The organism is Noviherbaspirillum autotrophicum (assembly GCF_000818395.1).
GTDB lineage: Bacteria > Pseudomonadota > Gammaproteobacteria > Burkholderiales > Burkholderiaceae_D > Noviherbaspirillum > Noviherbaspirillum autotrophicum.
On record NZ_JWJG01000028.1, the window covers coordinates 2,797,222 to 2,820,253 of the forward strand.

Here is a 23,032-nt window from a genome sequence, read left to right on the forward strand (position 1 = left end):
TATGCATCCTAAACTGTAGGGCCCTAGGGATCATTCCTTCTATGAGCGCAAAAATAAAAGCAGTAGCACCAGTGCTGACTCTACCGTCTACCAACATATATTTAAACCGGGAGCTTTCGCAACTGGCGTTTAACCGCAGGGTTTTAGCGCAAGCAGAGGATGCGACTCTTCCTCTGCTCGAACGCCTGCGCTATCTGTGTATTGTCAGTAGCAATCTGGACGAGTTCTTTGAGGTTCGTATCGCCAGTCTGTTGGCCCATGATCGCATGGAGGGTAGAAAGTCCGAGCCCCCGGCGTTGACTGCCGCACTGGAGAGAACGAGCATCGAATGCCACCAACTCGTCGAACGCCAATACGAGTTGCTCAATCGGGATATCCTGCCGCAGTTGTCTGAAAAGGGAGTGCATTTATTACGGCATCACGAGAGAAATGATGCGCAACGCGCCTGGGTAAAAGAGTACTTTGATCGCGAAGTACGCCCCCTGCTAACACCAATTGCCCTCGATCCGGCACACCCCTTTCCGCAAGTCGTTAACAAGAGTCTTAACTTTATTGTCGAGTTATCTGGAAAAGATGCTTTCGGCCGTGGCACAGGCATTGCCATCTTAAAGGCTCCACGAGTATTGCCGCGGGTAATTCGCCTGCCTGACCATCTATCAACGAACGGTGTTGTATTTTGCCTCCTGTCGTCCGTCATTCATGCACATATTGCAGATCTATTTACCGGGCGCGAAGTCGTTGCCTATTCCCAGTTCCGTGTGACGCGCAACAGCGACCTGTGGGTCGACGAGGAAGAGGTCAAGAACTTGCGACAGGCATTGCAGAGTGAGCTGCAAAGTCGTCAATTCGGTTTTGCTGTCCGCCTCGAGGTCGCACGGAATTGTCCTCCGCATTTGGCTTCCTTCCTGCTCGAACAATTCTCCATCGACAAGAGCCGGTTATACGCCGTAGACGGTCCTGTTAATATGGTCCGCCTGTTGGAATTGATCAATAGCGTCCAGCAGCCGATACTGCATTTCCCCGCTTTCCAGCCCGGGCTGCCGCAGACGCTGGTTGACGGTGACATGTTTGCATTGCTGCGCAAGCGCGACGTGTTGCTGCATCATCCGTTCCAGTCGTTTCAGCCGATTGTCGAATTTATCCGTTGCGCCGCGCTCGACCCGAATGTCGTCGCAATCAAGCAGACCATCTATCGTACCGGCATGAATTCCTCGCTGATGGAGTCACTCATCATCGCGGCGCAGCGTGGCAAGGAAGTGACCGTAATTGTGGAGTTGATGGCGCGCTTCGATGAAGAGGCAAATATCAACTGGGCCGAGCGGCTCGAGCGCGTCGGTGCCCAGGTGGTTTATGGGGTGGTAGGGCTGAAAACGCATGCCAAACTCGCACTAGTTTTGCGCCGCGAAGCCAGCGAATTGCGTCACTATGCGCACCTTGGCACCGGCAACTACCATCCGACGACGACCAAGTTTTATACGGATTTTGGCTTGCTGACTGCACATCCGGCGCTGACGGCGGAAGTCAATGAAGTCTTCATCCACTTGACCAGCCTTACCAAGCCGAAAAAACTGAACTACCTTTGGCTGGCGCCATTTGACTTGCAAAAGGAAATCATCCGCGCCATTCGAAATGAAGCGGCAATTGCGCGCGAAGGTCGCCCTGCCCGCATTATTGCCAAGATGAATGCGCTGCTGGACGAGTCAGTGATCCGAGCGCTTTATGCAGCCTCTGCCGACGGCGTCAAAATCGACTTGATCGTACGCGGCGCATGTGCACTCCGCCCCGGAGTGCCGCATCTATCGGAAAACATACGCGTACGTTCGATTGTCGGCCGGTTTCTGGAACATAGCCGCATCTATTTTTTCCGTAACGATCGAAAGAATGACGTCTATCTTGCCAGTGCCGATTGGATGAACCGCAACCTCTTCCGACGCGTTGAAGTGGCATTTCCGGTATTGGATCCGAAACTGAAACGGCAAGTAATCGCCCAAGGCTTGAATCCCTACTTGAAGGACAACACCAACTCCTGGGAATTGGTATCCGACGGAAGCTACCGCAAGCGCAAGCCCATCGGCAAGCAACGTGCTTTCTGCGCGCAGCAATACCTCGCGCAGACACTCGGCGCCTAAAGCGTATGGCGAGAAAGGAGATGCGATGGAACTCATTTTATGGCGTCATGCTGAGGCTGAAGCAGGCGACATCGACCAACCCGATGCCGCGCGGGCTCTCACGCCAAAAGGACAGAAGCAGGCAGCAAAGATGGCCGAATGGCTGGATCGCGTTTTACCCAATACCTGCCGCGTCCTGACCAGCCCAACCACGCGGACTGTACAAACCGCATCAGCGCTGGGACGCAAATTCAAGATCATGCCTCACCTCGGGCCGGATTCCACGGCCGAAGAGGTATTAGAAGCCGCTCACTGGCCGACCAGCCGAGAGCCGGTATTAATAGTCGGACATCAGCCGTTTCTTGGCCAAATCGCCGCGTTGCTGATTACAGGTCAGCGCGATGAGTGGACCTTGCGTAAGGGGGCCATCTGCTGGATCGCGCAGCGGGTAAAAGATGAGACGGATGCCAATTTCATCAGGGCGGTCATGGGTCCCGACTTGGTCGGAAAGTGATGCCCACGATGCAGAAGAAATAGCCCCGGGACGTCATGAAGCTCTTTGCAACACCGAACACAGAAGCCATTGGCCATTGGTTGACGCCGTGATGCGGCAGGCCCATTTCCCTGCAGCGTTCGTTATGGCGAACAATGGCGAACGCCTTCCTATTTCAATTTCCTGCAGGAGAGGCACAGCATTACGAGCATGATACCGCTGTAAATCCAATAATCGATCGGTGCCCGCCAAAACCAATGCTTGTGCCACGCAATCGACTCCGGATGAAAGCGTGACAATCCATACGCAGGATTGAGCACGAACCAAAGGAAGTCTTCGACAATCCAAAACAGCATGATGCAGGCAAGGACACGGAGTTCTGCCTTTAACGACCAGCGTCCCATAAAAAACAGTGGGAAATGAAAGAACAGCGCGACGAAGGGGAATACCCAGGCGTGATAGCCGGTCATAGGACGGCCGCCCCAGAAGATATCAAGCAACCAGTGCTGCTCGATACGCCAGGTCGGCAGGTTGGCAGCCCAGCCGGCGGCACCTTCGATCTGAATTTCGATATTTGCAAAAAAATAGGCGAGAAGAATGACCCATGCCAGCGTGAGCACCAGGTGCAGGCGACGATTAGTGCGTTGCATGTGAATCGCGTGGCATTGATTTTCCGAGAACGACATCCAGTACATGATCGGCCGCCGCACTGCGGGCGATTGCCTTGGCCTTGTCGCGCATCTCCGCGAGTCTTTCGGGATGCTGCAGCAGATAACGGACGCGGTAGGCGAGCGATGCAGCGTCGTTCGCCTTGAAGGCGACGCCCTGCTCCAGCAAAAAATCGGCATTACACTCTTCCTGCCCCGGGATCGGGGCCGTCAGAATCATTGGCAGCCCCATGGCCAAGCATTCCGATGTAGTCAACCCGCCCGGCTTGGTAATCGCCAGGTCGGCGCAAGCCATCAAGCGCTCGACACGATCGGTAAATCCCTGTGCCAGTATGCGACCGGGATGCAGCACCGCCAGGCGCTGCAGAGCGGACAAGGCGACCGCGTTTTTTCCGGCCATGACAATGAGTTGAAGATCCGGATCGAGCGCTAGCAGGTCGGCCGCGGTCTCATCCAAACGCCCAAGCCCAGCGCCTCCTCCCATCAGCAAGAGCGTCGTTTTCTGTGGAACAAGTCCAAATTCTGCAGCACATTCGGTTCGGCTATGATGCTGCCCGAACGCCGGCATGACTGGAATACCAGTGACATGAATGGCGTCTGGCGCGATACCTTGTGCGCGCATATGAAAGGCCACTTCCTCGTTGCCCGCAAAATAGCCCGCCATATTCGGTTGCACCCACATTGCATGCAAGTCGAAATCAGTTACCTGTACCCATACCGGAGAGCCGAAATGTCGCTTCCCTCCGGGGTTCGCCAGCCACTCTGCGGGCATAAAATGCGTGCAAATGATCGCATCCGGCCGAAATAATGCGATTTTTTCCATCAGGCGGCGCGACGCCATCCGCTCGATTGCCCGTCGCACGGTTTGCCACGGGCTGTCCGACGGCACTTTATCGCTTATCCGGTACAGATATCCCCAGATAGCCGGATACCGCTGAACAAGAAAAATATAGAAATCCGTGTACAAGCGGCGAAAGAGCGATGGCACGACGCTCATCACATCGAGGTGCATCGCCGTTATATCAGCCCCATACATCGCGGCATGCGCACGGATTGATTCGGCTGCACGCACATGGCCTGCGCCGGCGGAAACGCTCAACAGCAAGATCCGCCTCCTGCGCAGCGAAGCAGGGGCAAGCACTCCCACGTTCGGTGCGGCATCTGACAAGCACTGCTTACGATATATCGTTTGCATGGTCTTCCATCTCAAGCCAACGACGACTGTGCCGCCTCACCCCCCTGGGCAGTACGGGCGAGATGCAGATTGGCCAGGAATTGCTGTGTGGCGGCGCTCCACGAATACTGCAGCGCATGTAGTCGCACAGCCTTGCGGCACAGTTGGCGTGCCGCAAGGCAGGCGCGTTCCAGGTCGTGGTCCAGCACGCCGGACCGCCCATGCGAGACGACGTCGAGAGGCCCGTCTACTGGATACGCAGCCACCGGTGTGCCGCATGCCATCGCTTCAGCCATGACAAGGCCGAACGTGTCTGTACGGCTAGGGAACACGAAGACGTCGGCGCAGTTGTAATACGGCACAAGCTCGTCGTTGTTACGCGCGCCAAGGAAGCGAACTCCGGGATAGCGGCGCTGCAGCTCTTCACGCATGGGCCCGTCACCAATCACCCATTTGGAACCAGGCAGGTCGAGCCGCAGGAAGTCCTCGACATTCTTTTCCACCGCGATCCTGCCGACATACAGGTAAAGCGGACGCGCAATGCCGGTTTGGTCCACCTGGGCTGGACGGAACAAGCCGGTGTCGACGCCACGCCCCCACAGGACGAGATGGCGAAAGCCCCGTTTTTCAAGGGAGCGCAGGATACCGGGAGTGGGCACCATCACTGCTTTAGATGGCCCGTGAAACCACTTGAGCCAGCGATAGGTGAGCGTCATGGGAATGAGCGAACGGGCCCGCACGTATTCCGGAAAGCGCGTATGGTAAGAGGAGGTGAAGGCCAGCCCGTGCTTCAGGCAATGGCGGCGCGCAGCCAGCCCGATTGGCCCCTCAGTCGCGATATGGATACAATCCGGTTCAAGATTCTCCAGGATTGACGCCACCTTGCGGTAGGGATTACATGCGAGGCGGATATCAGGATAGGTTGGGCAAGCGAACGTCTTCATACCCGCTGCGCTGACCACTTCGACCTCGTGTCCGGCGTTACGCAGGCACTGACGCGTAGCGACCAGCGTGCTAACGACCCCATTGATTTGCGGTGACCAGGCATCCGTTACGATGGCAATACGCATACTTCACCTAATTCCTCTTGTTTAGCGTGAATCGGCGGCATGACGATTTCGTGCCAAGTCACCAGGCGAAGTTCGCCGGAAAGATCCTCGACGAGCGCCGTTAGGCTCTCGACCCAGTCACCGTCATTGCAATAAGTAATGCCCTCGATATCCCGGATTTCCGGTTTGTGTATATGGCCGCAAATAACGCCATCGACATTTCTCTTCCGCGCTTCGCTTGCAAGCGCATGCTCGAACGAGCTGATGTAACTGACGGCGTTCTTGACTTTCAGCTTCAGGTACTGGGAGAGCGACCAGTACGGCAAGCCAGCACGTGCTCGCCATTTGTTAAATACCTGATTGATCTTCAGGATCAGGGTGTAGAGGGTATCGCCCACGTACGCAAGCCATTTTGCGCACGCGATGACGCCGTCAAAGCGGTCACCGTGTAGAACCAGCATCCGTTTCCCCTGCGCTGTCACATGCACCAGTTCGTCGCGAATCCGGATTCCGCCAAAATCAAGATCGATAAATTGGCGGATCGCTTCATCATGATTCCCGGGGATGAAGATGACTTCGGTGCCTTTTTTTGCTTTCTTCAGCACGCTTTGCACCACGTTATTGTGTATCTGGTCCCAGTACCAACGACGTTTCAATTGCCAGCCGTCGACAATATCTCCGACCAAGTAGAGCGTGTCGGATTCGGTATGTTGCAGGAACTCCAGCAAGCGCGCTGCCTGGCATCCTGTCGTCCCAAGGTGCACGTCGGATATCCAGATGGCTCTGAATCGCGTTACCGCCCGCTTCCCGCGCGATTTCAAGAAGTGCGGATCGAGGAAATCGTCTGCCGGTTTCATCGCGACCTCGCTTTACCGAATGCATGGCACGCCTTGCGCTCATCCGATGCAAGGCACCCGCCTGCAAGCCAAAGCGACTGCGGCAAGCCGGATCGATGTTCTTCGTGCTGACTTCCATGGGCGAGCGCACAGCCTCGAACAAGTCTCGAGACCAACTGCACGCTGTCAACTGCGGTGGGATGGGATCGCATCCAATGTCCTCATTGATTCGACAATGGAAGCGTAACTGTGGATTACTGCATGCGAATGACAGCTGCATGTCATCTGGATGACATGCAGCCAGGAGAAAACCGGAACGGGCGCCCCGGCAGCACCGCCGAGTGTTACTTGCTTTTCTTCGGCCGTCCTGCTTTTAACGCTGGCAGACCGGTCAGCACTTCCCTAAGCTTTTCGATTTGCAGTTGACGAATCAATGCGACGCCAACACGGAGGAGTTCGCTTTTTTTGACTTCAATGCCTGCCTTCAGGCACGCCTTTTTTACGTCGCTAAGAATGGCATATTCATCTTCCGGCATGGTGAAGCTATCCCGGACCAGCTTGATTTTCTTGACCTTCTCTTTTTGCGCCGCCTTGTCCGTGGCTACCGCCTTTGCAGCGGGCTTAACGGGTGTAGCAGCCTTCACGGCCTTGGCCGGCGTTGCCAGGTCGGCCGCAGCTTCGGTTTTTTTGCGCACTGGCTTCTTTTCGGTTGCAGCAACAGGTGTGGATGCAGATGTCTTTGCCATAATTTTCCTCTAGTTTTAAATTGTATAAATAATATATATCGTTTATCTCATTTTTTCAAATCGGGGAATTGAGCATGGCATAACAAACAACATCTGCAGCCCCCATAAAACCATACCAACCAATAGGATCGGACTGCATCTGCTGCGCCAACGCTCCATCACGACCGGCGTGAGCTCCTGGGGTCAATATTTGACGCGATGGATAATCTCTGCCGCAGCCATTTCCAGGGTCGCTTGTGACGTAGCACTTAGCGAAACAACTTCGTCACCCACCTCGTGCACGAACAATCGTCCGTTGCCGTTGGCCGAATACACCTCAGCGTTGCCGTATTCGTCAAGTTGTTCACGAAAGCGATCAAGGCCGCTGACGATCAATCAGTCGCCATCGTCCGTTTGTGTGGCGGGAATGAACCGATCACTCATGCTTGCAGATCTATTGCGGCGTGCCGCCGCACGCCGTTCAGGCGCAGCAATAGGCACTCTGTTGAGCATGCGCAGCTTCTGGCAGGCGGATGCTGGATGTTGTTGGGCGGGAGGTCCCCGGTTGGGCTCCGTCGGTCTGGGAGTGCTGAGCACCCGCTTCGGCTCGATTGCGCCCCCCCGGTATCGAGATCGCCATCCGTCCGACCTCTTCGGCAGCAGTAAAGCACGCGGCCAGCGTGTGGATGTCGCGCATGTTCATGCCAGCCTCGTCGCGAGTGAGAAAAAACCGGCCGCATTGGGACAACGCGTTCTCCCAATTGTTTGCCGGGCCATAAGCGCCCACGCCGATGGATTGCGCCGCCGCGCTGGCGTCCACGTGGGGGGCGATATCGAATGCCGGCGACAACACGAACCGGCTGGGGTAGCGCATCAGCCGCGCATGATGGCGCATGTGACCGTCGACGTTGCCGACCAGGATGTTAAACACCATGCGGCGAAACAGCTGATTGCAATCTATCGTTTTCGGCGATCACATCTTAGACAGTTGAGCGGTCATGTACGACGCAATATCGACATTGGCAGGGTCATGAAGGTGATGATGACACGTGCGTTCACCTCACGAATTGCTACGGATCGCCTTCATTTCACGCTCAGACGTGGAAACCGCGACGACGCTCAGCAGTCTTAATGATCGTCCGCATCGGACTCGCCCAGGCACCTTTGTACCCCAACGTTACCTGCTCGGAGGCCATTGTAATGCCCATACGTTCATTATCCAGTCCGACCGGCCCCGCAGGTTGGCCCGAGTTGCCATACGAAGCCTGGCGAGACACCTGCGAAACTTTGCATATGTGGACGCAGATCGTCGGCAAAATCCGTAAGGTCCAATCCCCCTGGGTCAATCACTCATGGAATGTCCCGCTGTATGTGACGGCCCATGGCTTAACCACCTCACCGATTCCCTACGGGAATCGCCTCTTCCAGATCGATTTCGACTTTGTAGACCATCAACTTGCGATTCAATGCAGCGATGCCCCTACCGAAGTGATACCCTTGGTGCCCCGTTCGGTAGCGGATTTTTACCACCAATTGTTTTCCCGATTGTCAGCACTTGGCCTGGACATCAAAATTCATGGCGCTCCCAATGAAGTTCTGAATCCGGTTCCATTCCAGGAAGACACCAAACACGCCTCCTATGATTCGGAGGCAGCCAATCGGTTCTGGCAGGTTCTGGCCCAAGCGGATCGGGTATTCAAGCAATTCCGTGGCCGCTTCATTGGCAAATGCAGTCCGGTACATTTCTTCTGGGGCAGCTTCGATCTGGCATTGACGCGCTTTTCCGGGCGGCGGGCGCCCGCGTTCTCCGGCAGCGTGCCGAACTGCCCGGACTGGGTGATGCGCGAAGCCTATTCGCATGAAGTCTGCAGTTGTGGCTTCTGGCCAGGCAGCGATGCGTTGCCTTTGCCGATCTTTTACACCTACGCTTACCCTGAGCCGGCCGGCTTCAATACCCATCGGGTCATGCCAGAAACGGCACGGTATGACCCCAATTTTCGCGAATTCATCTTGCCCTACGAAGAGGTTAGGCATGCATCCTCGCCGGATCAGATGTTGCTGGAATTTTTGGAGGATGCCTATGCCGCGGCAGCTACGCTGGGTAAGTGGGACCGTCAGGCGTTAGAAACGACTGAGCCCATCTACCATACTTGACGAAAAGCGTGCCATCACCGAGTAGTCGCTCACGTTCCCCGGCTGCCCCCGAACCCGCGTTGACACGGCACGCCCAGAGTGATCGATAGAAAGCGGGCAGTTATCAGGACTGCCTTGTATCCCCTGCGATCAGGATTTGTGGGTAATGACAAGCCCTGAACGCCGCGGCTTGCCACGCTTCTGGTCATCAGCGTCACTTCCTGTCGCCGGGTATAAATGTGCCGAACTCTTTCCACGTGCAGGGCTGCGTCGGCCTGGTGTCATGCCAGAATGGAAGTGACTGATTATCCGCCGGACTTCACCGTCATCTCCATGCCCACCTCGTTCCACCAACCTTTCTCTTTTTCAATCCAATACAAAACCGTCGGATGCTGGACAGCTAATTCTCGCTTGAACTCCAGTTCGATGCGGCTCTTCATTTTTAGACGTAGGCCGCTCACTTCAGTGTCGATCCGTGCATGCATGAAAGTGATCGCGAGCCGCAATGCCAGAACCGCTTTGGTGAAATCGGCATCACGCAGGGCCTCCGATACTTTGCGCAGGTTGCCCTTGTGCGCAAGAACCAATGTGCTGAGAAATCGCTGCTCGCGTGCCGTAAATCCAGGAAGGTCGGCATTCTCGAGCATATATGCTGCGTGTTTGTGGTACCCGGTATGTGAGACCGCAAGTCCGATTTCATGTAGCAAGCCGCCCCAGTAAAGATATTTCGCGAACGTATCGTCCTGCGGCTTGAGCTGGCTGTACAACGTGGTTGCGAGCGTCGCAACGCGCGAGGCGCGATCCTCATTGACATGAAAACGGTGCATGAACTCAAGCACCGACTGTTCGCGTCGGTCCCGTCTCGTGGCGCGCAGCTGCAAGTCCCACAGCACTCCCATGCGAAGGCCGGCATCCACGGCCGTAAGGGATTCAATACCAAGTTCCTGCATTATGCCGATCAGAATGGTCAACCCACCTATCATTGGAGTGACACGCTCCGGCTTGATGCCCAGCAGGTCGACCTGACTGACATGGCCAATTCGTAGTAGACGGACCTTCAGTGCCTCGAGATTGTCCAGCGACAGCGTGCGATCCCCGATCGCATTTTTTGACAAGGCGTCGGATATCGTCCGTATCGTTCCGGAGGAACCGTAAACGTGGCCCCATTGTTGGTGGCGGAATGGCTCTGCCCCATCTTCAAACACTGAACGTGCCGACAAAACCGCCGCATTAAGCCCAGCAGCGTCGATCTGCGCATCCCTGATGAACGCTTGCGCCTGCCCGACGGTTCCGATGCTAAATGATTCGACCTGAAGCACATCATGGCCACGACCAAGAATTAATTCCGTCGAACCTCCACCGATATCCACGACCAGTCGCGTCTCGCTCGAAGAATCAAGCGTGCTTGCAACGCCCATGTAGATCAGCCGTCCCTCCTCCTCGCCCGAGATGATCTCGATCGGATATCCAATTGCTCGTTCCGCCGCGGGCAGGAATGCGACGCCATTCTTCGCGATACGCAAGGTATTGGTCGCGACGACTCGCACCGCATCGAGCTTGTAGCCGTCAAGAATGGACTTGAAATTTGCGAGGCACTGCACTGCCTTCTGCATCGCCTCACCAGTCAGGTTTCCGTCATTGTCGAGACCTGCAGCAAGGCGAATCGGATCCCGTGCGCTCTTGACTATGCGGATTGCCTCTCCATCGTACAGCCCAACATGCAGGCGAAAACTGTTGGAACCTAAATCTACTGCAGCAAACATCCCAATTCCTCTTTCTAGCGATCAGCGATACCGCTGCGGAAATACCTGAATAACTCGAGCCCTGAATATGGCGACTCTACCATCAAATCTGATGTACCCCCGGGGGGCTATCGCGAACATTGATCGCTTGCCTGGCCGGAGGCCATGCCTCCCTTTGGATAGGGGCCGCGCTGCATGCAACGTTTGCCACAAGAACTCATTCATCAATAGCGACGGCGCACAATCATAAAACACGCGACAGGAACGACGCCGATAAAACGATGGCCATTATCCTACTAGCGCATCAGTATCCGGCGGAATTTGTTCAGCCCTGCCAAGCACGCGTGATCTTCCGTCGCCGCGGGTATGGACGCAGCCCCGCCCCTCCTGGGCATTCGGTCTGACATGCGCTGTTCTGTGCGGTGCAATCAGTGAGTGCGCCACGATGGAACTTTATGCCTCGGCGGGGGGCAATCTCCCGCCTGCGCATCCCGCGCTTGCGTTTTCGCGACCATGTAAATGAGCAGTAAACAATATCCAATTACGACAAGGACATTCATCCACAAACTCGTGCTGTTGAGGCACGAAAAGGCAACCACGGGAAAGCCGAGCCCTTGCAGTCCATACCCACCGAGATAGCAGGAAGTCATCAGGCTGCAGGCTGTGACGAGGGGCCACGTGCTTCGGTAAAGCAGCAAAAGCAAGGTAATGATAAAGAACAGAAAATATGCCAGGACGTGTCCGCCGCTAAAGTGGATCAACAGTGTCGAAAACCATGCGCTCGCCATAGCGCTATATATGCCTCCTATTGCCCGTCCTGGACGGTATCGCCAGAGCAGCGCGGCCACGAATGCAACAGGGCTCGTGAAGAGCAAGGCGTCAGTCCAATTACCGGCGATGAGCATCGGGGAAGCGCCTGTATCAGAACAGGCCGGTGGCAGCGTTTGGCCGTGTCCGTAAATATAAGCTACGCTGCTAATCAGTGGGCTTAATGCCGCAAGCAGGAAGAAAAATAACCTGTCCGCCCGGGTACGTGCTTGTCGCAATGAATGATCTTCGGTCATCACCATGATTATTCTTGCCCATGCACGGTCACCGTCGCCTCGCCGCAGTAGCAGTCACCATTTTTACCGCGAATTTTCTCCCTCCGTTCCAAGACTTGCCGCTTTTGGGCGAGCGCCACACATCTTCGAAGGTGTCTTGCGGCATGTCGGAATGACGCATGAGACTGTGTGGCGCACCTATCGATTCCAGCACAGCACACCTGCTGATTTTCAAGAAGTCACGATTAACGTAAGTACGCTTTCCTTTTAAATCTGGCTTCGTGACGATAATGTCACCGTCGTTCAATACATAGTCTGTAGTGACCACCGGCAGATGGGCGCGCATCTTGGTAAGGTTTGCGTTCAACTCAAGGAAGCATCGGTAGATGCACAATATGAAGGTCATTGTATTTTGGAAATATTTCTTCCATATGACCGCCCTATACCGAGAGGTGCCATAAAGAATTCAATCTCGCAACCGGATAAGCCTTCCGATCTTTGCGAAGCGCAGGCATCAAAGGGCTTGGGCCAGGCTTCCCGTGCTCAATCTCGACGAGGACGTTGCGCTCTTGCTCAGAGTGCTGCTTTCCATTGCATTAGGTGCATTGCTCGGATCACATTAGCGTGTCATCCGACCAGAACCGGACACGTTGTCGATGATGGCCTTGGCCGGGTCCACCTGCATAGCGGCTTTCCTGTTGATCGGAATGACGGCCGCGCAACTAATTCAGCGATTCCTGTTCCTTTCGCACGGTGGGGCAGGGATTTCCTGTGTTCTGTTCATGAGGCTTGTCACCCAACGGCGAATGCGCGATGTGGAACTCTTGCGATGCGTTGGTCTTGCTGCCAGGGTCGACATGACATCCCGCCTTGGAAGGGTGGTCTCCGCCTTGCTGATCATCGGCTTGGCCTAAGTGGCCGTTACGTTCCTGCATCGCAAGTCTTGGGAAGCGTATTGTCGCGCCGAATAGCCCAACAGTTGGGTGGGGCATGAGGCCGTAGCCCGCGCCTTGCCGCGAGATGGAACGCATTTGACGGTCGCCGCTCGCTATGAACCGCCCCGGAAATCGAGGAGGCTCCAATATTTGAGAAAATGGAGCCATGAAGAAGAAATCAACAAGATATTCGCCGGAGATCATGGAGCGCGCAGTGCGCCTGGTCTTCGAGAGCAGGGAGCAATACGAATCGCAGTGGGCGGCGATTGAATCGATTGCGGGCAAGATTGGCTGCACGGCAGAGACGTTGCGGCGCTGGGTTCGCCAGCAAGAGCGTGATACCGGCCAGCGTTCGGGGGCAACCACGACCGAGCAGGAACGGGTTAAAGCGCTGGAGCGGGAAGTCAAGGAATTGCGCCGTGCCAACGAGATTTTGCGCCTGGCCAGCGCATATTTCGCCCAGGCGGAGCTCGACCGCCGATCGAAATCATAAAGGCATTCATCGACGAGCACCGGGAGACCTTTGGGGTCGAGCCGCTCTGTGAAGTGATGCAGATCGCCCCGTCGGCCTATTGGCGCCATGCCGCCCGGTGTCGCAATCCGATGTTGAGAAGCGCACGCACCAAGCGTGACGAAGCCTTGATTCCCCACATTGAACGTGTGTGGCATGCCAACATGCGGGTTTACGGGGCGGACAAGGTCTGGAAGCAACTGCGCCGCGAAGGCAGCGACGTGGCGCGCTGTACGGTGGAGCGACTCATGCGCAAGTGCGGCCTGCGCGGCGTCATACGAGGCAAGGCAGTGCGTACTACGCAAGCCGACAAGGCAGCGCCATGTCCGCTGGACCGTGTCAACCGGCAGTTCAAGGCGACGCGTCCAAATCAGCTCTGGGTATCGGACTTCACCTATGTCTCGACCTGGCAGGGATTCGTGTACGTGGCCTTCGTGATCGATGTGTTCGCCCGGCGCATTGTCGGCTGGCGGGTCAGCAGTTCAATGCAGACGGACTTCGTACTGGACGCACTGGAACAGGCGCTGTACGCTCGGCAGCCGGAACGGGAAGGCGGCTTGATTCACCATAGCGACCGCGGCTCACAGTACGTGTCGATTCGCTACAGCGAGCGTCTTGCCGAAGCCGGCATCGAGCCGTCAGTCGGAAGCAAGGGCGACAGCTACGACAATGCGCTTGCAGAAACGATCAACGGGTTGTACAAGGCGGAACTGATTCACCGCCGTGCGCCATGGAAGACGCGGGAAGCCGTGGAGCTGGCAACGCTGGAATGGGTATCCTGGTTTAACCATCATCGGCTGCTGGAACCGATTGGCTATATCCCGCCGGCAGAAGCTGAGGCAAACTACTACCGGCAATTAACCGGTCAGGTCGAAATGGCCTGACTCACACCAACCGGCCTCCTCAAAAGCCGGGGCGGTTCAGCGCACAACTGGCAGGTAGCTGTCAGTGAAGTCAGGACATGCACTGGGGAATTACGAATAGTCGACCCAAACACATGATGTTTGCCGCTTTGGTTTCGAATTCCCCGGTGCGCCTGGGTTCGTCAACGAATACTCAGGGCGTGCCGCTTCGCCGGCTCTCTATATTGGCTTCGCAGAGCCCAGCTTGCATGTCTGTTTCCCCTACCCATCACAATCCCCTTCCAGGAGGTGATGATGAAGCATTCATCTTCCCCAAACAACCCGGCTTTCAGTGCCTATGTCGGCATTGACTGGGCTGATCGCAAACACGATTTCTGCCTGCAAGCTGCGGATTCAACGCGGCGTGAATCCGGCATCTTCGAACACTCGCCGCAGGCCATCGCTCATTGGGCCAACACCTTGCATCAGCGGTTTCGCGGCCGCATTGCGGTCTGTGTCGAGCTTGCGCGCGGCCCCCTGGTATCTGCCCTGCAGCGCCATGATTTCCTGGTGCTGTTTCCCGTGCATCCATCAACGTTGGCCACGTACCGTCAGGCGTTTGTTCCCAGTCGCGCCAAGGATGACCCGGGCGACGCCGAACTTGCGCTGGAGATTTTGCTGCGCCATCCCGAGCGATTGCATCCGATTGCACTGCAGAGTACCGACATGCGCGCGCTCGCAGCGCTAGTGGAGGCACGCCGGGGCCTGGCTGAGCAAACGCTGCGCATCACAAACCAGCTCGTCAGCACACTCAAGCAATATTATCCGCAAGTACTAGACTGGTTTGAAGACCGTAATACGCGTTTGTTCTGCGACTTCCTGACCCGCTGGCCGACTCTATTGCATGTCAAGCGGGCACGACGCGTAACACTGGAGGAATTCTTCCATCAGCATTCAGTACGCCGTGGCTATCTCATTGACAGGCGCATTGAGGGAATCAAGGTCGCCACGTCGTTGACGAACGATCCTGCTATCGTGGGCCCGGCGCGGCTGATGATGCACACCCTGGTGGCGCAGTTGCGCGTCCTGCTGGACTCCCTGCAGCAGTATGACAGCGAAATCGACGCGACCGCCCGGCGTCTGCCGGATTACGACTTGTTTGCCAATTTGCCGGGGGCAGGCCACATTCAGGCACCGAGGCTCATGGTGGCGTTCGGTGAAGATCGTGGTCGCTACAACAGTGCGGCACAACTGCAACAGTATGCGGGTATTGCCCCGGTGATCGAGCGAAGCGGCAACAAGTGCTGGGTGCATTGGCGCATTGCCTGTCCGACGTTTCTGCGGCAAAGCTTCGTGGAATGGGCCGGTTCGACCATTCCACGTTCCTATTGGGCAGGCGCGTACTACCAGCAGCAACGTCAGAAGGGAAAGCCACATGCGATGGCCGTTCGTGCGCTTGCGATCAAGTGGATCCGTATCCTGTATCGCTGCTGGAAGAACCGTACCCCGTATGACGAGACCCGATACCTGAAAGCACTCCAGCAGCACGGCTCGCGTCTGGTCAACTCTGCGCCACTTTAATCGCCGGTTTCCTTACTGAGTAGAGGTATGTTCCGCCACCGGGTCAAGGGCAGGCTGCTAATGCAGCCTGGCGCAGCGCACCCTTGATGCGGTGAAGGAACTCCACACTTCAGATTTGCCAACGGCTTGGCATGCCGAGCCGTTGGCTTGCTAACTTGCGTTCCTCTGATGGGAAAACCCGTGAAAAACCCTTGACGGACCGGCTCAGGGCACGAAGTGGAAGTGGCGCCTTCCGGAAAGTAGCCATTCAACATGCGGTTGACCGAAGCTTGCATATAGGTTTCGAATAACAAGCAGACAGCACTTGTTCCCACTATCCAAGGGCTGTTTCATCCCCTCAAGTACATCTTTATGTCGTGGCGCTTAGGTGGCGCAGCTCCCGCCGCCGGCGGAAAACACAGGGTTTCAGTGAGCAGACTGCGTTTGAAGCCACTTGCGCCAGCAAGGATGTTTACTCGTCGGTTTGGAATGTCTGATACTTCGCACAAAAACGCGAATACGTGCCTTCCTGGCACAACTGCTGCAAGTCCTGTCGACGCACCTGTGAAAACGCACAATGTTGCACTTGGTAGAGCACCCCAGCGCCATATGGCTCAGACAATCGAGCGAAATTGTCGATTTTCTTTTTTAGCTGGGCTGATGCCTCACTCAGTTCACCTTCGGCCTGAGCAAGGCGTTCCGTGCTGCCATTGCTCAGCATTGCCTGGATTGCGCGCTTGCGTGCGGCGAGCCTGGCTTCTTCCGCCCGTAGTGCCGCCTCCTCGGCATCGAGCTCCTCTTGCTGCGTCGTTAGCATGGCATCACGCTCGGCACAATCACGTAGCTGCAGGACCGTCGGCAGATGCTCACGATATGCCTGTTCGGGCGCTTGTTGCGCTTGTTTCCGGTCTCGTCTTATGGCGGTGCTTGGTCCGACTTGCTCGCCTGCGTCATCCAGCGCGATACAGGTGGCGACGAAACCTGATTTGTCTTGCTCTGCATTACCGGCAAGAGCCATGCTGGTAGCAACCAACAGCATCACCGTAACGACCTGTCCACCTTTTAACATTTCTGTCCTTAATCATGAGCCGAAGCGCACGAAATAGCGAAAGAGACTCTCGTTCTATTCACTGAAATACTTAATATCCACGCGCCGGTTTTCGGCCCAAGCAGCCTCATCGTTACCTTCCGCCTTGGGTTGCTCCGCGCCGTAGGAAATAACTTCCATTTGCTTCTCGCCGACGCCGTAAAGAGAGAACACCTTATGCACTGATTCTGCCCTCCTTTGCCCCAGTGCGACGTTATACTCCCGGCCGCCGCGTGCATCCGTGTTGCCGATAACATAGACTTTGATTTCCCTATGGTTGGCCAGATATTTCGCGTGCGCCTCGACCAGCGGCCTGAATTCATCCTTGATCACGTACTGGTCGAAATCGAAATAAACACTGCGCTTGGCGAGAATGCTGGCCGGATCATCATGCTCTTTTCGCTGAGATTCCGGATTCATGCAGCAAGTCGGGTGCGGTTCGGGGCGTGCCCTGCGGTTGTCGGCGGTGCCGTCGTCCTTGATGGTGGGTGAACTGCACGCTGACAGCAACAACATGGCTGAGATGACGGAAAAAGCTTGAATCTTGCGCATTGAAGTCTCCTTAGTATTCGCATTCGCTCCGTTCCGAAGCAATTGAAAGCGCGGACCGCACGCGGGGCGGTGCTGCCTTTACCGCGTCGCCGCCCATAAGATATGCAACGTCGCACCAAGGCAACCGGGGTTAAACATGTACGTTGCCGATAGGATACATCTTGGCTACACTAGGCGCCATGTCTGCCGACCTATCCGACGAAGCCCTGATGCTGCGCTATTGCGAAGGCGATCTGCCGGCTTTCAAGGAGCTCTATCGGCGTCACAGCCGTGGTCTGTACGGTTTCCTGGCATGGCGTTCGCCGCGCAGGGAATGGGTGGACGAAATCGCACAGGATAGCTGGGCCAGCTTGCACCATGCCCGCTCCCGTTACCAGCCGCGGGCAAGTTTTCGCACCTACCTGTACCAGATCGCCCGCAACCGCTTGATCGACCTGCTGCGCCAGCAGCAGGAGCTGTTGGCCGGCGACCTCGGCATGGATAGCGACGGCGGAAGCTCGTTCGAACACTTGGCCGATGCGGGGCAAGACCATGTATCGCCGGAATCAATGCTCGAATCGAAACAATTGGCTGCAGACCTGCACGCGGCAATCCGTGCCCTGCCGGCCGACCAGAGGGAAGCACTGATTCTGCAACAGTTCAACGGCATGAGCCTGGATGAGATCGCCGAGCTTTGCGCCGTCCCGGCGGAAACGGTCAAGAGCAGGCTGCGCTATGCGATGCGCAAATTGCGGCAGCATTTCACCCAAGGGCAGGCTGTCCAGGAGGAACGGGCATGACGGGCAAGGATCAGTTCGACGACGAGTTCGAGGCCTTCCTGCATGGTCGGGATGATCTGTCGCGTCACTTGCGAACGTTGGCGCAGCCGGAACCGCCGGCGGAGTTGGATGCCGTGATACTGGCCAGAGCGGAAGCCGACCTGGCGCATTCCGCCGCCAATGACCCTGTCATGCCCGATGAAGCTGGCCGTGCGCAGCCGGGATTCCTGAGGCGTTGGCGTGCCCCGCTTGCGATGGCGGCGAGCGTGGTGTGTGCATTCCTGTTGCTACTGCGCTGGCAAACGCATTCTGAAGCCCCTGCACCGCTGGTTGTCGCGCAAGTTTCACCGCCGCCGGCCGTCGAGGCGCCACCGACACGGCAACCGGCGGCAATGCCCCCGGCGCAATCGGCTGCGCGCGGCGCTCTTGGCGAAAAGCCGCCTGCGGCAAAGCCACAGCCGGCAGTCCAGCGCCAGGCCGGGACATCGGTGGCCGATCCGCAAGTTGCACCTAAACCCGATGCCGGCCGCGACACCGCGATGGCCCCCGTCCAGATCGCCCAAGCAGACACGCTGGAAACCATCCCACGGGCGGGCATCATGGCGGCCCCCGCACGCGCGCCAACTCCGGCCGCCGTGCCGGGACACTCGCCGGCCGCCGATACGACAGCTATCGCGGCCCCCCCCTCCCCTTCGTCCGACCCGGAAAAGGCGAAGGCATGGGTAGCGCTGATCGAGGAATTGCTGAAGGCCGATTTGCGGCAAGATGCCCTGACCGAATGGGACAAATTCCGCAAGGCTTATCCGCAGTATCCGGTCCCGGGGAAGCTTGAAGCGCACATCGAGGCACTGCAAAAACAACCACGCTGATCTTGCATTTTTAACCCCGTTGCTCCGGCCTGATCGTTCAATCAGGCACACCCTCATGCGAGGGTGCGGAAGGTTTTTGATCGATTGATGAAGAGGGGGATCATGTCACGCGCGTGGAAAGTTCTGACCGTGCTGAGTCTGGTGCTGAACGGTGTGTGCCTGCTGTATCTGTACGCTATCAGTCATCCCAATCCTTACAGCTCGCAGTATTACGAAACCGAGCAGGTCAAGCTGGAATTGCGCCAGCTGAGGAATGGGCTTTGCGAGCTGCGCGCTTCGAGGACGCCCCAGGCTGGGCAAGGAGAAAAAGCGTGTGCGTCGTGAGGCTGAACTGGATCAGCATCGCCGCCGTGCTGCTGGCCGGTTGCGGCGGCGCCCCCGATTTTGTCTACGAGCCGCCGGCTTCCTATCGTGTTCCGTTGTCTGCCGATATCCAGGGCGTCTGGGCGCGCGAAGGCAAGGACAATGGCGAGCGGGCCCGCGTCAGCGCCCTGGCGGACGGCATGCTGCGTATCGACTTTTTCAGCACCCGGCCGGATGCCAGGCATATTCCCGATACGCCGCTGATCGCGCGGGCGCTGCGTTTCGACAATACCGACTGGCTGCTGGTCGACAGAAACAGGCTGAGCGCCTTGCAACATAGCCAGTACACAGGAAGTGCGCCTTACCGCTTGATCAAGTATGCGCTGGAAGGAGATAACCGCCTGTGCGGCATCGAACCGAGCGCCAGCCTGTTCGCCGCAGCCATCGATGCCGGTAAGTTGGAAGGCAAGGTGGAGCGCTATGCCGGGCCCTTCATGCACGTTACGGTCACGTCGCCTGGCGAGGGGTGGGTGAAATGGTGGAGTGAATTGCCGGCCTCCGAAAAGATGTTTGCGCAGCCCGTGTTTTGTTTTCAGCGGGTCGATTGATATACCGAAGGCCAGTCGAAAAATACAAATATTCACACTATTCCTCATCAGAGAAAAACTTCCGTGAAACCGTCCCTGTACTCTTATCCTCGATCGACTACTTCAGCCGTGTCTTCAATGGCTGCGTTGTTGTTCGCCTCTCTGCTTTCGACGGCGGCATCACCAGCCTCGGCGTGCATAGGAAAACCGGTCTTCAACCCGAATGCCGAATCGCGCTTCATGGATTTCCCTGACAAGTCAGTCCGGTTTGCCAGCAGTCGTGCGGAATTCAATCAGGACGACATCTTGTACATCCTGGTGCCGGACAACGCCAAGGTCGATACCAACAATGGCGATGCAACGCTGAATCGCATCGTCGATATACATGTTCTGGAATCGCCGCAGTTCCGAGAACGCGCTCCGCAATCGCTCATCAGCGGAGCGATGGTGGCACTCCAGGATGGTAAACAAGGCTATGCATGGCGGGCGTTCCAGGCAAGGCACGGCAAGACCACGCTGACTGTCGATATCGACGGCAAGAAAATAGCGCTGAATGTCGAGGTCCAACCCTACATTGCGCCTGCTCCCGAACCGGTAAAGGTGCCGCTGGAAAAAGCGACGCGCGAAAGCCCCTTCGGGATGCGAGCCGGCCAGGAGTTTGAATTCACCCTGCCGGGCGAGCTTGCGGCCGGATGGTCGGTCGACGGCCTCAAGGGAAACGGCGTGACACTGAAAAGCCTGACGCAGCTACAGCCTGCCATCGGGAGTGCTGAGCCAGCGCAGCCCAGGGTCAGGCTGGTATTCGATGCTTCAGGCAGCAATTATTCCAGCGTGCCGCAACGCTTGTCGATCCGGCGCGGCGGGGCATTCGTCGGCGAGACTTTCGAACTCTACCTGGTCTTTTATCCGATTCCGACGTGCTGAATTATCACTCGAAAAATTGTAGAAACCCTTTAGAAAAGGAATGAACATGGAATCTCAATGGATCTCAGCCACGCGCAGGGCATACCTGGCATTGGCAATGACGCTGGCTGCAACCCATGCTTGGGCTGAGAACGTGGCCGAATACAATTTTCGAGCCATCATCGCTAAAGACAAGGCCGCGATCGACCAAATTCAAGACAAGCTCAATGCAGGCGCTGACTTTGGCAAGTTGGCGATGGAAAGCAGTATCGACCGCAATTCTGCCAAGGACGGCGGGCTGATGAAGTACGCACGAGTGAGCTCGCTGCAGAGCGCTGTTGCTGCTGAACTCGAAAGCCTGAAGCCTGGACAACGTAGCGCCAAGCCGCGAAACTCCCCGTTCGGCTGGTTTGTCATCAAGCTTGAATCAGTCACAATGGTCGAGGATGACACCGCCCAACGCATACAGGCCCACAAGGAAAGAGGCGAGAAAATCCGACTTGATCGTGAGCGGCAAGAGAAGGCCAGGGCGGAGTATGAAGAAGCCCAAGCCAGATTTGAAGAGGACAAAGCCAAGTTTGAGTCCTGCGCGCGCAGGGCCGCCGATCTCGAAGGCGAAAACGACGAGCTCAATCGCAGAATCAAGATGTATAACGTGGGTGCTGAATATAACGTATCCGAGCTGCGCTCGGACCAGGCACGTTTGAAACGCAAGGTATCCAGCTTTGAACACGATTGTTCTGAAGTCGCGTACAACGATGAAATTGCGAAGGTGTGCTCGCATCCCGCCTACCAAAGCCGCTGGTGCAGCGCGTTCAGATGACGTCGGCAGAAGAGAATCCGGTGAAGCGGTGGAGCGGGCGATCCGCATCCCCGATTTCATGCTGCCACTGCTCAGGCTCCAGAAGGCGACCTACAAATTGATATGGCAGAATTTTCTTTCCGAGCATCCGCTTAACTACTTTAACTACTACAGAAGAAGACTCTTATGATCCGGCGAAATTTACTTCTTGTTAGCCTCTTTTTCACTTCAATCAACGCTTCCTGGGCTGAGCCGCCCAAAGTGGTTGAAATTCCAGACGGCAGCTTTTACGTTGTCAAAGGCGTCAACGTACGTAACGGTAATTTCTCAATCACCTTTAAGACCTCGGCCGACAATAACGACCCTTCCGGCATCCCCTTCGACCGAATCTACAACTCCAAATCCGAACATCAAGGATCGTATGGATTGGGCTGGGGTACAGCGATGGACAATACCGTTTCTTTTCTCACCGACGGTGATTTGGTGATCCAGGAAAATGGTACGGGCGCTTTCACGCATTACCGTCTCAAAGACGATAGCCCAGGGCAGGCGTATGTAAGCACAGAAGCCGTCAATAAGCGCTATTTGACCGAGGCCGAAAACCAGGCGCGCGCCGCCAAGGAGCAATTGCGGCAAGCTCTTGTCAAGAAGGGCACGATTCCAGACCAGAGCCCCATCGAGCCGCTGTCCTTGGGGCCGATCCCGGACCGCTCGGTATTCGTAGTTGAAGGCGCTTTCAAGGGCGACATCTGCCGCGAGAACAGCCAGATCCGTCGTGAAGGCGATCGCATGATCCGCGTTTTTGGAAACCAATGCCCGACCGCCAGCGAAACTTACACGCTAAAAGGTGCGTTAGTCCATGTGGAAAGCCGCCAGACTCGTACCGGCGCATCGCTCAACGTCACCAGGGATCCAAAGACCACGCTGATTACCTCGGTCACCGATGAAAAGGGAAAAGTCACGCGCTTCCGATATGACGCTAAAAGGCGTCTTGTCTGGCAGGAGTTTCCTTCCGGGGAAACGGAAAAATTTGAGTACGACGATCATGACAACATGACTGCAATCATCTATCTCGATGACAGCAAGCAGACCATTGCCTATGATGCGCAGGATCGGGTGCTTTCTGTCACTCCGCGCAGAGGCCCAGCCGCAAGCTTTGATTATCTCCCGGACCCTTATGATCCGAGCATTTCAATTACACGTGTAACGATCTCGGAGGGTAATCAAAAGGAGGTCGTCGTTTTCAAGCTACTCAATTGAACGCCTTGAAATAAATGGCGTTCAAGAGGGCCGCGGTATGAAAATCTTTAATTGGATTCTTTAAGATGAAAGAGCGAGTTCCAATTTGAGAA

26 protein-coding genes and 1 other annotated feature are annotated in these 23,032 nt (G+C 56.4%); of the genes, 12 read left to right on the forward strand and 14 right to left on the reverse strand.

Annotation, left to right across the window (positions count from 1 at the left end; genetic code table 11):
* Positions 1–41: 41 nt before the first annotated feature.
* Together ppk1 and TSA66_RS14135 are read left to right on the forward strand one after the other, a co-directional pair.
* Positions 42–2,129 (forward strand): polyphosphate kinase 1, encoded by a 2,088-nt coding sequence (gene ppk1, locus TSA66_RS14130; protein ID WP_040038552.1) that lies wholly within the window; start codon positions 42–44, stop codon positions 2,127–2,129.
* 25 nt (positions 2,130–2,154) lie between these two features.
* A complete protein-coding gene (locus TSA66_RS14135) occupies positions 2,155–2,622 on the forward strand; it encodes a SixA phosphatase family protein (RefSeq protein WP_040038551.1) in 468 nt (155 codons plus the stop codon).
* Between the two features lie 149 nt (positions 2,623–2,771).
* On the opposite strand, the gene TSA66_RS14140 is transcribed toward TSA66_RS14135, so the two are convergent.
* The 7 genes from TSA66_RS14140 to TSA66_RS14170 all read right to left on the reverse strand — a co-directional run bounded on the left by TSA66_RS14140 (position 2,772) and on the right by TSA66_RS14170 (position 8,014).
* Positions 2,772–3,251 (reverse strand): hypothetical protein, encoded by a 480-nt coding sequence (locus tag TSA66_RS14140; protein WP_040038550.1) that lies wholly within the window; start codon positions 3,249–3,251, stop codon positions 2,772–2,774.
* Positions 3,238–4,392, reverse strand: a complete 1,155-nt coding sequence (locus tag TSA66_RS14145; protein WP_040038589.1) for an MGDG synthase family glycosyltransferase — start codon at positions 4,390–4,392, stop codon at positions 3,238–3,240. The genes TSA66_RS14140 and TSA66_RS14145 overlap by 14 nt, the downstream gene beginning before the upstream one ends.
* Before the next feature lie 83 nt (positions 4,393–4,475).
* The gene (locus TSA66_RS14150; protein WP_040038549.1) at positions 4,476–5,513 is read right to left on the reverse strand and encodes a glycosyltransferase family 4 protein; all 1,038 of its coding nucleotides are present in this window, start codon (positions 5,511–5,513) and stop codon (positions 4,476–4,478) included.
* The gene (locus tag TSA66_RS14155) at positions 5,495–6,349 is read right to left on the reverse strand and encodes a UDP-2,3-diacylglucosamine diphosphatase (RefSeq protein WP_040038548.1); all 855 of its coding nucleotides are present in this window, start codon (positions 6,347–6,349) and stop codon (positions 5,495–5,497) included. Before TSA66_RS14155 ends, TSA66_RS14150 begins: the two co-directional genes overlap by 19 nt.
* A gap of 323 nt (positions 6,350–6,672) precedes the next feature.
* Entirely contained in the window at positions 6,673–7,074 is a 402-nt protein-coding gene (locus TSA66_RS27755; RefSeq protein WP_040038547.1) for a hypothetical protein, read from the reverse strand.
* Positions 7,075–7,257: 183 nt separating this feature from the next.
* Entirely contained in the window at positions 7,258–7,449 is a 192-nt protein-coding gene (locus TSA66_RS14165; RefSeq protein ID WP_040038546.1) for a hypothetical protein, read from the reverse strand.
* A gap of 85 nt (positions 7,450–7,534) precedes the next feature.
* Positions 7,535–8,014, reverse strand: coding sequence for a HipA domain-containing protein (locus TSA66_RS14170; RefSeq protein WP_332309920.1), 480 nt, complete (start codon positions 8,012–8,014; stop codon positions 7,535–7,537).
* A gap of 170 nt (positions 8,015–8,184) precedes the next feature.
* On the opposite strand from TSA66_RS14170, the gene TSA66_RS14175 reads away from it, so the two are divergent.
* The gene (locus TSA66_RS14175; protein WP_232429362.1) at positions 8,185–9,207 is read left to right on the forward strand and encodes a DUF5996 family protein; all 1,023 of its coding nucleotides are present in this window, start codon (positions 8,185–8,187) and stop codon (positions 9,205–9,207) included.
* 284 nt (positions 9,208–9,491) lie between these two features.
* Here the strand turns inward: TSA66_RS14175 and TSA66_RS14180 are convergent, their stop codons facing one another.
* The 4 genes from TSA66_RS14180 to TSA66_RS26975 all read right to left on the reverse strand — a co-directional run bounded on the left by TSA66_RS14180 (position 9,492) and on the right by TSA66_RS26975 (position 13,110).
* Positions 9,492–10,949, reverse strand: a complete 1,458-nt coding sequence (locus tag TSA66_RS14180) for a Ppx/GppA phosphatase family protein (RefSeq protein WP_040038544.1) — start codon at positions 10,947–10,949, stop codon at positions 9,492–9,494.
* A gap of 407 nt (positions 10,950–11,356) precedes the next feature.
* Positions 11,357–11,998: a hypothetical protein gene (locus tag TSA66_RS14185; RefSeq protein ID WP_157691533.1), complete on the reverse strand. Its 642-nt coding sequence runs from the start codon at positions 11,996–11,998 to the stop codon at positions 11,357–11,359.
* 22 nt (positions 11,999–12,020) lie between these two features.
* Positions 12,021–12,377, reverse strand: coding sequence for a hypothetical protein (locus TSA66_RS14190; protein ID WP_052451962.1), 357 nt, complete (start codon positions 12,375–12,377; stop codon positions 12,021–12,023).
* Positions 12,378–12,693: 316 nt separating this feature from the next.
* On the reverse strand, positions 12,694–13,110 hold the full coding sequence (locus TSA66_RS26975) for a hypothetical protein (RefSeq protein WP_157691697.1): 417 nt from the start codon (positions 13,108–13,110) through the stop codon (positions 12,694–12,696).
* On the opposite strand from TSA66_RS26975, the gene TSA66_RS14205 reads away from it, so the two are divergent.
* Both TSA66_RS14205 and TSA66_RS14210 read left to right on the forward strand, forming a co-directional pair.
* A protein-coding gene (locus TSA66_RS14205; RefSeq protein WP_094298971.1) for an IS3 family transposase occupies positions 13,073–14,301 on the forward strand; the annotation gives its coding sequence in 2 pieces (ribosomal slippage) (positions 13,073–13,358 and positions 13,358–14,301; 1,230 coding nt in all). The two genes, TSA66_RS26975 and TSA66_RS14205, sit on opposite strands and share 38 nt — an antisense overlap.
* Positions 13,354–13,470: a sequence feature (AL1L pseudoknot), on the forward strand. (Overlaps the previous gene by 117 nt.)
* 273 nt (positions 14,302–14,574) lie before the next feature.
* Positions 14,575–15,840, forward strand: coding sequence for an IS110 family RNA-guided transposase (locus TSA66_RS14210; protein WP_040038531.1), 1,266 nt, complete (start codon positions 14,575–14,577; stop codon positions 15,838–15,840).
* 451 nt (positions 15,841–16,291) lie between these two features.
* Here the strand turns inward: TSA66_RS14210 and TSA66_RS14215 are convergent, their stop codons facing one another.
* Entirely contained in the window at positions 16,292–16,888 is a 597-nt protein-coding gene (locus TSA66_RS14215) for a hypothetical protein (protein WP_040038530.1), read from the reverse strand.
* 54 nt (positions 16,889–16,942) lie between these two features.
* Positions 16,943–17,458 (reverse strand): peptidoglycan-associated lipoprotein Pal, encoded by a 516-nt coding sequence (gene pal, locus TSA66_RS14220; protein WP_040038529.1) that lies wholly within the window; start codon positions 17,456–17,458, stop codon positions 16,943–16,945.
* A gap of 161 nt (positions 17,459–17,619) precedes the next feature.
* Between pal and TSA66_RS14225 the strand changes: the two genes are divergently transcribed.
* The 4 genes from TSA66_RS14225 to TSA66_RS14240 all read left to right on the forward strand — a co-directional run bounded on the left by TSA66_RS14225 (position 17,620) and on the right by TSA66_RS14240 (position 19,996).
* Positions 17,620–18,237, forward strand: coding sequence for a sigma-70 family RNA polymerase sigma factor (locus TSA66_RS14225; protein WP_232429358.1), 618 nt, complete (start codon positions 17,620–17,622; stop codon positions 18,235–18,237).
* Complete coding sequence (locus tag TSA66_RS14230; protein WP_040038528.1) at positions 18,234–19,085, forward strand: hypothetical protein; 852 nt, start codon at positions 18,234–18,236, stop codon at positions 19,083–19,085. The genes TSA66_RS14225 and TSA66_RS14230 overlap by 4 nt, the downstream gene beginning before the upstream one ends.
* 102 nt (positions 19,086–19,187) lie before the next feature.
* A complete protein-coding gene (locus tag TSA66_RS14235; protein WP_157691531.1) occupies positions 19,188–19,409 on the forward strand; it encodes a hypothetical protein in 222 nt (73 codons plus the stop codon).
* Entirely contained in the window at positions 19,397–19,996 is a 600-nt protein-coding gene (locus TSA66_RS14240; protein ID WP_040038526.1) for a hypothetical protein, read from the forward strand. The genes TSA66_RS14235 and TSA66_RS14240 overlap by 13 nt, the downstream gene beginning before the upstream one ends.
* 83 nt (positions 19,997–20,079) lie before the next feature.
* Here TSA66_RS14240 and TSA66_RS26980 read toward each other — a convergent pair whose 3' ends face one another.
* Positions 20,080–20,217 (reverse strand): hypothetical protein, encoded by a 138-nt coding sequence (locus TSA66_RS26980; protein WP_157691530.1) that lies wholly within the window; start codon positions 20,215–20,217, stop codon positions 20,080–20,082.
* Between TSA66_RS26980 and TSA66_RS14245 the strand changes: the two genes are divergently transcribed.
* The 3 genes from TSA66_RS14245 (at position 20,216) to TSA66_RS14255 (ending at position 22,940) form a co-directional block, all read left to right on the forward strand.
* Positions 20,216–20,899, forward strand: coding sequence for a hypothetical protein (locus tag TSA66_RS14245; protein ID WP_040038525.1), 684 nt, complete (start codon positions 20,216–20,218; stop codon positions 20,897–20,899). The two genes, TSA66_RS26980 and TSA66_RS14245, sit on opposite strands and share 2 nt — an antisense overlap.
* 46 nt (positions 20,900–20,945) lie before the next feature.
* Positions 20,946–21,701: a peptidylprolyl isomerase gene (locus TSA66_RS14250; protein ID WP_040038524.1), complete on the forward strand. Its 756-nt coding sequence runs from the start codon at positions 20,946–20,948 to the stop codon at positions 21,699–21,701.
* 165 nt (positions 21,702–21,866) lie between these two features.
* Entirely contained in the window at positions 21,867–22,940 is a 1,074-nt protein-coding gene (locus tag TSA66_RS14255) for a DUF6531 domain-containing protein (protein WP_040038523.1), read from the forward strand.
* Positions 22,941–23,032 lie beyond the last annotated feature (92 nt).